Genomic DNA, 11,380 nt, shown 5'->3' on the forward strand with positions numbered 1-11,380 from the left:
CGGGGCTATCCCACGTATGCCGACAAGTCGGGGTTCGCGGCCAGGAGCCGGCGCGTGTACTCGTGGGTGGAGGAGGAGGCGATGGTTTCCGGGGCGCCGACCTCGACGAGGTCGCCCTTGTACATCACGCCGACGCGGTCGGCCACCGACAGCACCAGGCTGAGGTTGTGCGTGATGAACAGGAAGCTGATGCCGTGCGAGCGGCGCAGCTGCAGGAGGAGGTTCATGACCTGGCCCTGGACGGAGACGTCGAGGGCGGAGGTGGGCTCGTCGGCGACGATGAGCTTCGGCTCGGCGGCGACCGCGCGCGCGATGGACACGCGCTGGCGCATGCCGCCGGACAGTTGCGAGGGCAGCTTGCGGGCGCAGTCGGCGGGCAGGCCGACCTCGTCGATCAGCTCGGCCACCCGCCGGTCGAGGTCCGCGCCGCGCAGCGGGGTCAGCTCGCGCAGCGGCTCGGCGATGATGCGGGCCACGGTGTGCCGGGGGTCGAGCGAGCTCTGCGGGTCCTGGAAGATCAGCTGGGTGGCGCGGCGGAAGGCGCGCTCGTCGCCGCGCAGCCCCGCCTCGGTGATGCGGTGCTCGCCGAAGGAGATGCTGCCCGAGGTCGGCCGTTCCAGGGCGCTGACCATGCGGCCGAGCGTCGTCTTGCCCGAGCCGGACTCGCCGACCAGGCCGAAGAACTCGCCGGGCGCGATCTCCAGCGAGACGCCGCCGACCGCGCGCACGCTCGCCCGGCGGCCGGTCCGGTAGACCTTGGTGACGTTCTCGACGACCAGGGGCGGGGTGCCGGTCGCCGGCGCCGGCTCGTCGCCGAGCGCCGGCGTCTCGGTCACGCTCCCGCCGGCGGGCACGCCGTCGGCTTCGGTCGCGGCCCGCAGCCTGCTCTCCGAGATCGTCGGGAATCCGGTACGGCGGCTGACGCCGAGCTGTGGCACGCATTCCAGCAGCGCCTTGGTGTACGGATGCGTAGGCTTGCGGAGGATGTCCATCTTGTCGCCGACCTCCACCAGCCTGCCCCGGTACATGACGGCGATCCGGTCGGCGATCTCGGCGGCGACGCCCATGTCATGGGTGATGAACACGCAGGCGGTCCGATGCTCACGCTGCACGCGACGGAACAGCGCCAGGATCTCGGCCTGCGTGGTCACGTCGAGGGCGGTGGTCGGCTCGTCGGCGATGAGGACGTCGGGGTCGGACATCAGCGCTATGGCGATCATCACGCGCTGCTGCATGCCGCCGGACATCTGGTGCGGATAGAGCGCCATGATCCGGTCGGTGTCGGCCAGCCCGACCTCGGTGAGCAGGCTCCTGGCCTTGGCCTCGGCCTCGCGGCGCAGCCGGCTCCCCCGGCGCAGCGCCTGCCGGGGCAGCGCGCCCTCGGGCCGGTAGCCCTCGATGAGCTGCGCGCCGACGCGCTGGGCGGGGTTGAGCGAGTCCAGGGCCTCCTGGAAGATCATGCCGATCCGGGCGCCCCGGTAGGCGCGCATGCCCTCGGCGCTCAGCCGCGTGACGTCCACGCCGCCGACCTCGATCGTGCCCTCAGTGTAGGCCGGGGCCACGAACTCCAGCAGGCGGATGATCGACAGCGCCGTCACGGTCTTGCCGCTGCCCGACTCCCCCACCACGCAGAGCGTCTGCCCGGAGGCGACGTCGAGGGTGAGCCGGTGGACGAGTTCCTGGGGCTCGGCGTCCTCCTGGGTGACGCCGATGGTCAGATCCGTCAGGTTGAGCAGCGACATGCGCGAGAGCTCCATTCCAGGCACCGGTCCCGTGCTCGAAGCGGGGCACGCAAACCCACACTGAGCTGCCGAAAAGCCATGTTCGAGCCAGATAGTTCTACAAAGGTTGACAGAGGGGTCCCCTACTGTCAACGGTTATTCCACGTTCGTAGACAGAGGGTCTATGGTGAACGTCTACATTCGTAGACAATACAGAAAGGGCAGGGCCTTGACCATGTCCACGCCTTCCCCCACGCCGGATCCGATCGTCGCCATCGCCACCGGTTACATGGGCGCCAAGCAGCTCTTCGCGGCCAGCCGCATCGGGCTGTTCGAGGCGCTCGCGGACGGCGAGCGCAGCGCCGGGGAGATCGCGACGGCCACTGGCGTCACCCCCCGCATGGCCCGCATCCTGGCCGACAGCATGGCCGGGCTCGGCCTGCTGACCAGGACCGACGGCCGGTACGCCCTCGGCGCCGACGCGGCCGGCTACCTGGCCGGGCGGAAGTCGTCCGAGCTCGACCTCGGGCCGTTCCTCACGTTCCTCAACCAGATCAGCTACGGCCACTGGCTGCAGTTCGACACGACCGTGGACACCACCGAGCCGGGCGTCCTGGACACCTCCGGCGACCGGTGGGGCACGTTCATGGCCGGGGTCATGACGTACAACAGCCTGCACGCCAGGATGCTGGGCGGCGCGTTCGACTTCACCGGCTTCCGCAGCCTGCTGGACCTGGGCGGCCTGTCCAGCGCGTTCGCCTTCGAGGCCCTGCGCGCCAACCCGGAGCTGCGGGCCTCCTTCGTGTACGACCCGACCTTCGCCGACTCCATCACCGCGCAGGTGGCCGAGGCCGGGTTCGCCGACCGGGCCGAGGTGACCGGCGTCCCGACCGACACGGCCACGCCCGCCGGCCCGTACGACCTGGTCATGGTCAACCACGTCATCCACCGCTTCGGCGTCGAGCAGAACCGGGCCATCCTGCGCAACGCCCGCGCGGCGGCGGCGCCGGGGGCGCGGCTGCTGCTGCTCGACTTCTTCCTCGACGACGACGCCGATCAGCGGGCCATCGACGCGCTGCACGCCGGGGAGTACCTGGTGATCGACGGGACCGTCGTCTACGAGGAGTCGCAGGTGCGCGCCTGGCTCGACGAGGCCGCCTGGAAGCCGGTGGACAAGCTGGCCCTGCCGGGCAGCCCGCGCGTCATCGTGGCCGAAGCGGTCTGAGCACGACGCGGCCCGCGCCGCCCAGGTGGCGGCGCGGGCCGGAACGCGCGGGTCAGGGCCGGAACGCGCGGGTCAGGGCCGGGAGATGCGGTCGAAGAACGACTCCAGGTGCCGCTTCTGCAGCTCGACCGTGGAGAACTGCGGGCCGACCAGGCTCATCACGTTGGCCCCGGCGTTGAGCAGCACGAGCTCGTCCACGAGCTGCTCGTCGGGGATCGAGGTGTGGATGTCGCCGTCGGCGCGGCCCTCCTCGATCAGCCGGTGCAGCATGCCGCGCCAGGCCCGCAGGTGCTCCAGGTACTTGTCGTACAGCTTGGGGTTGGTCAGCGAGGTCTGCCAGAAGATCAGCAGCACCCGGCCGGCCGTGATGCGCTCCTCGTCGATCGGCATCGCGGCCTCGCACATCTCGCGCAGCGCGCCCAGCCCGCGGCGGCCGTCGAGCTTGACGTAGCTGGTCACGATGGCCAGGGCGCGCTCGTACGTCGCCTCGATGATGTCTTCCTTGCCGGGGAAGTAGTGCTTGAGCGCACCGTTGGCGAAGCCCGCCGCGTTCGCGATCTCGCGCATGGTGGCCGCCTCGATGCCCCCCTTCGTGATCAGGTCCCACGTGACGTCGATGATGTCGCTGCGACGCTGGTCGTGGTCGATGATCTTGGGCATGCGGGCACCCCTCCGTACGGCGTTTCGTCTACCAGTGTAGGACAAAATGCCGGGAGGGTATGACCCGATCGTTAGCCGTGGGTGACCCGGACGTCATAGAGGGCGCCGGCGGTGTTCGTCTTGTGCGCGCAGGCCAGCCGTTCGATCTCGGCGGGGTCGGCTCCCCCGGCGATGAGGTCGAGCAGGTGCTCGTGCTCCTCGACCGAACGGCGGGCGCGGCCCGGCAGGTAGCCGAACACCGAGCGCCGCATGTGGTCCAGCCTGGTCCATTCGGCCTCCAGCAGGAAGTTCAGGTGCTCGTCGTCGCAGTGCTCGTAGACCGAGAAGTGGAAGGCGCGGTTGAGCGCGGTGAACGCGGTGGGGTCGAAGGAGTCGAGCGCCTGGAACAGCCGGGCGTTGATCTCGCGGGAGCGCGCCACGTCCGCCGGGCCCATGCGCGGGGCAGCGACCGCGGTCGCGTACCCCTCCAGCCGGGCCAGCACCTCCAGCGTGTGCCGCACCTGCGCCGCGTCGAAGACCGCGACGCGGGCGCCGACGTTGCGCACGACCTCCACCAGCCCGTCGGACTGCAGGCGGCGCAGCGCCTCGCGCAGGGGGATCGTGCTGACGCCGATCTCCCGCGCGAGGCGGTCCATGACGAGCTGGTAGCCGGGGCCGTAGGTGCCGTCCAGGATGCGCGAACGCAGGATCTCGTAGCTGAGCTCCGCCTTCGACGCGACTCCGCCGGTGCTGGTCACGTGCCGGACGCCGGGTCGAGCCCGGCGCCGGACGCTGCCCGGAGCGCCTCGCCGAGGACGGCGCGGAACTCCGGCCCGGCCAGCGCGCCGCGGTGGTCGCCGGGGACGGTGACCAGCCGGGCGCCGGGGACCAGCGCGACGACGTTCTCGATGCCGGAGGTCATCATGTCCTGCGCGCCCGCCACGAACACCGGCGGCGTGCGCCCGGCCCAGCCCTTGGGCTCGAACGGCGTGCCGCGCAGGCCCTCGACCAGCCGGACCAGCCCGGCGGCCCGTTCGGGGTCGCCGCCGGAGGAGCCCGCGATCATCGCCGCGATCATGCCGGTCATCGGGTCGCCCGGCTCGCCGCCCGCGACGGCCGAGCGCAGCGCCGCCACGTCCAGCGCGGCGAACGGCTCGAACGGGCTGAGCCCGCCCAGCACGACCGCGCGCACCCGATCGGGGGCCAGCTCCGGCAGTTCCCAGGCGAGCCGGGCGCCGAGCGAGTACCCCACCACGTCGAGCGGCCCGTCGCCGACCAGGGCGAGCAGCGCGGCCGCGATCTCGGGCGCGCCCGCCGGCCCGTCCGGAACCGGGCTCTCACCGTGACCGGGCAGGTCGGGCACGACGACCACGCGCCCGGCCGCGGCCAGCTCCGCCGCGATCCCGGTCTCCACCCAGTCCCGCCGCCCGCTGGAGGCGAACCCGTGCAGCAGCAGCACGGGCGGCGCCCCGGCGGGCCGGTCGGGCGTGAACGTCTGTACGGCCGTCATGTGCGCCGGCTCCTTCATCTCGTGAGGTGGGCGGGTACGGGGAAGTCGACGACCACCTGGCCGGTGCCGCTGCTGCCGAAGTACGGGCACAGCTGCTCGCCGCGCCCGGTGTACTCGCGCCAGCCCAGCAGCCCGAACAGCATGGCGGTGTCGGCCATCGCCCCCTCGCCGGTGCACCGCTCGTTGTAGTCGGGCAACATGTCGAGGAACTCCGGGATGCGGCCTTCGTCCCACATCTCCAGCACCGCGTGGTCGACCTTGCGGTTCAGCTCGCTGCTCACGTCGTCGAGCAGCGACTCGGCGATCTCGTTGGGCGGGAAGGCGTGCGAGAGCGACCCGCTGGCCAGGAAGGCCACCTTCCTGTCGCTGCGAAGCACGGCCCGCAGCAGCGCCTCGCCGATCCGCCGGTTCTCCTCGACGGTCGAGTAGATGTTGCAGCCGATGGGCAGGACCCGGATGTCGGAGTCCTGGTTCATGAAGTACATCGGCACGAGTGTGGCGTACTCCAGGCCCAGGTCCTGGTAGGTGTGCACGCGGGCCTTCTGGCCGCCCGCGACGATCTCCTCGCGGATCAGCTCGGCCAGCTCGGGATCGCCCGCGTAGTCGTAGGCGAGGTCGTGGATGAAGTGCGGCAACTCATGGCTGACGTACGTGGCCTGGTGGCGCGGCTTGCCGTTGAGATGGAAGCCGATGCTGTTCATCCAATGGGTGTCGGCGATCAGGAACGTGTCCGCGCCGCGCTCGCGGGCCCGCCTGCCGACCTCGGTGAGGGCGAGCTCCGCGGGACGGCGGATGCCGAAGTGCTTGCCGGGCTGGATCGACAGCCAGATCGACGGCACATGCGTGATCTTGGCGGCCAGCACGATCTCACCCATCACGCCACTCCCGGCCTGCTTGGGCGGTCTGAACCATCATCCGCACTCTCCTCTCCACTGATGACGTGATGAGCATCATGTAGGCATCTGAGGGGGTATGTCGATATTGTTCCACATGCCATAACATAAATGATGTCGTATATGATTTGGAAGGAGACGAGGTGGGACACCCTCTCGGACTGTCACCAGGGAAGATCGTCGCGGTCCATCTGAACTACCGCAGCCGGGCCGCCGAGCGTGGTCGCGTCCCTGCCGTCCCCTCCTACTTCCTCAAGCCGCCGACGTCCCTGTCCTGGTCCGGACGGCCCGTGGTGCGTCCCGAGGGGTGCGAGCTGCTGGCGTTCGAGGGCGAGATCGGCATCCTCATCGGCAGCCGGGCCCATCGCGCCTCCCCCGGGCGCGCGCTGGAGCACGTGGCCGGGTACGTGGCGGCCAACGACTTCGGCGTCTACGACTTCAAGCACGCCGACCTCGGCTCCAACCTGCGGGCCAAGGGCCAGGACGGGTTCACGCCGGTCGGCTCGGAGCTGCTCACCGGCGCCGATCCCGGACGGTTGTGGCTGCGCACGTACGTCAACGGCGAGCTCGCCCAGGAGGCGTGCACCGACGAGCTGCTGTTCGGCTTCGACCTGCTCGTCGCCGACCTGTCCCGGTACATGACGCTGGAGCCCGGCGACCTGATCCTGGCCGGCACCCCGGCGGGCTCGACCGTCGTCCGGCCCGGCGACGTGGTGGAGGTCGAGCTGGCGGGCACGGCCCGGCTGCGCAACGAGGTCGTCGCCGGCCAGGAGCCCCCGGCGGCGTACGGCGTCCAGCCCCAGGTCACCGAGGCGACCAGGGCCGCCGCGTACGGCGCCGCCCAACCCGTCCCCGCCCCTGACCCCGGCCCGCTGACCCCGGAGGTCGTCGCCGCGCTGCGCTCGGTCTCCACCGCGACGCTCTCCTCCCAGCTCCGCGCGCGCGGCATCGACCACCACTTCATCGAGGGCGTCCGCCCCGCCCGTCCCGACCTGCGCATGGTCGGCGTCGCGCGCACCCTGCGCTACCTGCCGCTGCGCGAGGACGTCTTCGCCGAGCGCGGCGGCGGCATGAACGCCCAGAAGCGCACCGTCGAGGAGCTTCAGCCGGGCGAGGTGCTGGTCATCTCCGCCCGCGGCGAGCACGGCGCGGGCACGCTGGGCGACATTCTGGCCATGCGCGCCCTGCGCCGCGGCGCGGCCGGCGTCGTCACCGACGGCGGGCTGCGCGACAGCCCCTCCTTCGCCTCGCTCGACCTGCCCTCCTACTACGGCGCCGCGCACGCCGCCGTGCTCGGCCGCCGGCACGTCCCGATGGACTCGCAGGTGCCGGTGGACTGCGGCGGCGTGCTGGTGTGCCCAGGCGACGTGCTGGTGGGCGACGCGGAAGGGGTCGTCGTCATCCCGCCCGCGCTGGTCGCCGAGGTCGCCGGGGACGCCGCCCGGCAGGAGGACGAGGAGCGTTTCATCCTCGATCGCGTCCGCGAGGGCGCCTCGATCGACGGCCTCTATCCGCTGAAGGGCGCCTGGCGCGAGGCGTACGAGCAGCAGCGCTGACCCCCCAAGAAGGAGAATCCATGAAGTTCCGCTCGGATCCGTCGACCATCCGCGGATCCATCGCCCCCGTGGTGACGCCGTTCGCCGCCGACGGGTCGCTGGACCTCGACTCGCTGCGCTCGCTGGTGCGCTGGCAGCTCGACCAGGGCTCGCACGGCATCTCGACCGGCGGGTCCACCGGCGAGCCCGGCGCCCAGTCCGTCGAGGAGCGCGTCGCGGCGATGGCCGTGGTGGCCGAGGAGACCGCCGACCGGGTGCCGTTCCTGCCCGGCACCGGCTCGGCCAAGCTCGACGAGACGCTGCGGCTGACCGCCGAGGCCGAGCGCCTGGGCGCCGACGCCGCCCTGGTCATCACGCCGTACTACGCCCGTCCCACCCAGGAAGCCCTCTACCGCTGGTACGCCACGGTCGCCGCCGAGTTCCCCGCGCTGCCGATCGTCATCTACAACGTGCCCTCGCGCACCGCCGTCGACATCGCCCCCGCGACCGTGGCCAGGCTGCGCCGCGACCACGACAACATCGTCGGCGTCAAGGAGACCACCAAGGACTTCGAGCACTTCTCGCACGTGCTCAACCTGTGCGGGCGCGACTTCCTCATGTGGTCCGGCATCGAGCTGCTCTGCCTGCCGCTGCTGGCCATCGGCGGCGTCGGCTTCGTCAGCGCGGCGGCCAACCTCGCGCCGAAGACCGTGGCCCGCATGTACGAGGCGTACACCGCCGGCGACCACGCGACCGCGCTGGAGCTGCACTACTCGCTGCACCCGCTGGTCGAGCTGCTGTTCGTGGAGACGAACCCGGCTCCCGCCAAGTGGGTGCTGGAACAGCGCGGCCTGATCGCCTCCGGCCACGTACGAGCCCCCCTGATCACCCCCACCGAGCCCGGCATCGCCCGGATCAACGAACTACTGGCACAGAGCGAGGGAGTCGCCTGATGAAACTGGAGCACTACATCGGCGGCCGGCACGTCCCGAGCCAGTCCGGTGCGACCTTCACCGCGCTCGACCCGACCACGAACGAGCCGTACCTGGAGGTGGCCGCGGGCGGCGCGGCCGACGTGGACGCGGCCGTCGCCGCCGCCCAGAAGGCGTTCACCGACGGCCCGTGGAGCACGATGCCCGCCGAGCAGCGGGCCGGCACGCTGCGCGCGGTCGCGGCGGCCATCGAGTCCAGGGACGACGAGATCGCCGCGCTGGAGTGCCGGGACACCGGCCTGCCGATCACCCAGGCCAGAGGCCAGGCCCGGCGGGCGGCGCACAACTTCCGCTTCTTCGCCGACGTGATCACCACCATGGGCGAGGACGTCTACCGCGTCGGCTCCGCGCAGCTCAACTACGTCGTGCGCAAGCCGGTCGGCGTGGCCGGGCTGATCACGCCGTGGAACACGCCGTTCATGCTGGAGACCTGGAAGCTGGCCCCGGCGCTGGCGGCCGGCTGCCCGGTGGTGCTCAAGCCGGCCGAGTGGTCCCCCGCGTCGGCGAGCCTGCTGCCGGAGATCATGGAGGAGGCCGGGCTGCCCGAGGGCGTGTTCAACCTGGTCCACGGCATCGGCGAGGACGCGGGCGCGGCGCTGGTGGCCCACCCCGACGTGCCGGTGATCTCCTTCACCGGCGAGAGCGGCACCGGGCAGACCATCATGCGCAACGCCGCGTCGTCGCTGAAGACGTTGTCGATGGAGCTGGGCGGCAAGTCGCCGCTGCTCGTCTTCGCGGACGCCGACCTGGAGCGGGCGCTCGACGCGGCCGTCTTCGGCGTCTTCTCGCTCAACGGCGAGCGCTGCACGGCCAGCTCGCGGATCCTCGTCCAGGACACCGTGTACGAGGAGTTCGTGGCCAGGCTGGCCGAGCGGGCCGCGCGGGTACGCGTCGGCGCGCCCGGCGACCCCGCCACCGAGCTGGGCGCGCTCATCCACCCCGAGCACTACGAGCGGGTCATGGAGTACGTCGAGCTCGGCTCGCGCGAGGGCGCCCGCCTGGTCGCCGGCGGTTCCCGGCCCGAGCACCTGACGGCGGGCAACTTCCTGGCCGCGACGGTGTTCGCCGACGTGGCCCCGCACATGCGGATCTTCCAGGAGGAGATCTTCGGCCCGGTCGTCTGCGTGACGCCCTTCTCCACCGAGACGGAGGCGGTGGAGCTGGCCAACGCGACCCGGTACGGCCTGGCGGCGTACCTGTGGACCAACGACCTGCGCCGGACGCACCGGCTGGCCCAGTCGATCGAGGCGGGCATGGTCTGGGTCAACTCCCAGAACGTGCGCGACCTGCGCACGCCGTTCGGCGGGGTGAAGGCCAGCGGCGTGGGCCGGGAGGGCGGCCGGCACAGCATCGACGTCTACACCGAGTCGCACATCGTGCACCTGGCCACCGAGGACCTGCCGATCCCCCGGTTCGGCGCCGCCTGAGCCGGCACGTCCCGCGCCGGGCCGCGCCCCGGTCCGGCGTGGGACGTGGACGCCGAGAAGTGCGCGGAGTTACGCTCCCGATGGCCGATAGGACGGTGATGGCCGTCTTTGGGGGGAACCCAATGAGCTACACACTTCTGCGCGGCAGCTTCGTGATCCGTTACCCGGACCTTCCCCGGCAGGGCCCCGAGCCCGACGGCGACACGATCAAGTTCAGGCCGGACACGCCCGCGCTGGTCGAAGGGCTGGCCCGGCCGTCCGGACGGCCGCCGGAGCTCGGCGCGCGCGGCATCTCCGTCCGTCTGGAGGCCATCGACGCCCTGGAGACCCACTTCCAGGACACCCACCAGGAGCTGACCGGCGCGAACGCCGCCCGCGACGAGCTGCTGCGGCTGCTCGGCTTCACGAACGTGCGCTTCTTCGACGACCTGCCCAACAAGGTCCAGTCGGCCGACCAGGACGAGCTGCGCGGGCACGTCCTCAGCAACGGCATCGACGCCAACGGCCGGCTGATCGGGTTCGTGTTCACCGGCGAGCACCCCGGGCCCGACGGGCAGGCCGTGTTCCTCGACGAGGCGCTGGTGGACACGTCCGCGAACGCCAAACTGCTGGCCGCCGGGCTGACGTACCCGGCCTTCTACGCCACGCTGCCCGCGACGCTGCGCACGCACCTGGCCGGCGTGTCGCGCACGGCCAGGGCGGCGGCGTCGCCCACCGGCATCTGGCCACGCTCGGCCGCCGACCCCGACGGGCCCGCCGAGGTCGCCTCGCTGGAGGCGCTCACCGGGCTCGTCATGTGGCCGAAGTTGTTCCGCCGGCTGGTGCCCTATCTGGCGACCGGGGCGGCGAACCTGGACGGCTTCGACGCCTGGCTCCGGGCCGACCCCGTCAACCGGGACGACGCGGTGTTCCTGCTGGACCGGCTCGAACACGGCAACCTGCACGACGTGATCCGGGCCTCGGGCAGCCAGGTCCAGCTCACGGCCTGGCCCGAGGACTTCGTCATCAGCCCCGACCCGGCGCCGCCCGGCGCGCCCGTCGTCGCGCGCCCGCCGTCCACCGGGGACGTGCTGATCGTGGCCGCGCTGCCCGACCCGGTGGGGGCCGACCGGGGGCACGAGACGGTCACCCTCCTCAACGTCACCGGACGGTCCGTGGACCTCGGCGGGTGGCGGCTGGCGGACTCGGCGGGCGGGCGCATGGAGCTGACCGGGGTGCTCGCGGGCGGTGGCGTGCTGCAGGTCGTGCTCGACGGCCGGGTACAGCTCCGCAACCAGGGCGAGACCATCCTGCTCGTGTCCCCCGAGGGCGTCACGATCGACCAGGCCGCCTACAAACCCGACCACGTCCACCCCGGCCACACCATCTGCTTCGGCCGCTGACCATCCCCCGCCGGGAAACCCGACCCCGAGCACCGGCGTTCCGGCGCTCGGGGCGG

General features: G+C 71.8%; 10 protein-coding genes. 5 read left to right on the forward strand and 5 right to left on the reverse strand.

The annotated features are described in order from the left end of the window. Positions 1 to 5 precede the first annotated feature (5 nt). Complete coding sequence (locus tag ACWCSD_RS02600) at positions 6 to 1,742, reverse strand: dipeptide ABC transporter ATP-binding protein (RefSeq protein ID WP_449912607.1); 1,737 nt, start codon at positions 1,740 to 1,742, stop codon at positions 6 to 8. A gap of 214 nt (positions 1,743 to 1,956) precedes the next feature. Here ACWCSD_RS02600 and ACWCSD_RS02605 point away from each other — a divergent pair, with 214 nt between their 5' ends. Then, complete coding sequence (locus ACWCSD_RS02605) at positions 1,957 to 2,946, forward strand: methyltransferase (RefSeq protein ID WP_449912609.1); 990 nt, start codon at positions 1,957 to 1,959, stop codon at positions 2,944 to 2,946. Between the two features lie 72 nt (positions 2,947 to 3,018). Here ACWCSD_RS02605 and ACWCSD_RS02610 read toward each other — a convergent pair whose 3' ends face one another. From ACWCSD_RS02610 to hpaD, 4 genes are all read right to left on the reverse strand, one after another. Further along, positions 3,019 to 3,606, reverse strand: a complete 588-nt coding sequence (locus tag ACWCSD_RS02610; RefSeq protein ID WP_352352627.1) for a TetR/AcrR family transcriptional regulator — start codon at positions 3,604 to 3,606, stop codon at positions 3,019 to 3,021. A gap of 71 nt (positions 3,607 to 3,677) precedes the next feature. Then, entirely contained in the window at positions 3,678 to 4,343 is a 666-nt protein-coding gene (locus ACWCSD_RS02615; RefSeq protein ID WP_358292395.1) for a GntR family transcriptional regulator, read from the reverse strand. Then, on the reverse strand, positions 4,340 to 5,095 hold the full coding sequence (locus ACWCSD_RS02620) for an alpha/beta fold hydrolase (protein WP_449912612.1): 756 nt from the start codon (positions 5,093 to 5,095) through the stop codon (positions 4,340 to 4,342). The genes ACWCSD_RS02615 and ACWCSD_RS02620 overlap by 4 nt, the downstream gene beginning before the upstream one ends. A 14-nt stretch (positions 5,096 to 5,109) precedes the next feature. Continuing rightward, on the reverse strand, positions 5,110 to 5,970 hold the full coding sequence (gene hpaD, locus ACWCSD_RS02625) for a 3,4-dihydroxyphenylacetate 2,3-dioxygenase (RefSeq protein WP_449912614.1): 861 nt from the start codon (positions 5,968 to 5,970) through the stop codon (positions 5,110 to 5,112). 161 nt (positions 5,971 to 6,131) lie between these two features. Between hpaD and ACWCSD_RS02630 the strand changes: the two genes are divergently transcribed. The 4 genes from ACWCSD_RS02630 to ACWCSD_RS02645 all read left to right on the forward strand — a co-directional run bounded on the left by ACWCSD_RS02630 (position 6,132) and on the right by ACWCSD_RS02645 (position 11,324). Then, positions 6,132 to 7,544 (forward strand): fumarylacetoacetate hydrolase family protein, encoded by a 1,413-nt coding sequence (locus ACWCSD_RS02630; protein WP_397160439.1) that lies wholly within the window; start codon positions 6,132 to 6,134, stop codon positions 7,542 to 7,544. A gap of 20 nt (positions 7,545 to 7,564) precedes the next feature. Next, entirely contained in the window at positions 7,565 to 8,476 is a 912-nt protein-coding gene (gene dapA / locus ACWCSD_RS02635) for a 4-hydroxy-tetrahydrodipicolinate synthase (protein WP_352352622.1), read from the forward strand. Next, positions 8,476 to 9,942, forward strand: coding sequence for a 5-carboxymethyl-2-hydroxymuconate semialdehyde dehydrogenase (hpaE, locus tag ACWCSD_RS02640; RefSeq protein ID WP_397160441.1), 1,467 nt, complete (start codon positions 8,476 to 8,478; stop codon positions 9,940 to 9,942). Before dapA ends, hpaE begins: the two co-directional genes overlap by 1 nt. A 122-nt stretch (positions 9,943 to 10,064) precedes the next feature. Next, positions 10,065 to 11,324, forward strand: a complete 1,260-nt coding sequence (locus ACWCSD_RS02645) for a lamin tail domain-containing protein (RefSeq protein WP_397160443.1) — start codon at positions 10,065 to 10,067, stop codon at positions 11,322 to 11,324. The last annotated feature ends 56 nt before the right edge of the window (positions 11,325 to 11,380 follow it).

The organism is Nonomuraea sp. NPDC001684 (assembly GCF_053596515.1).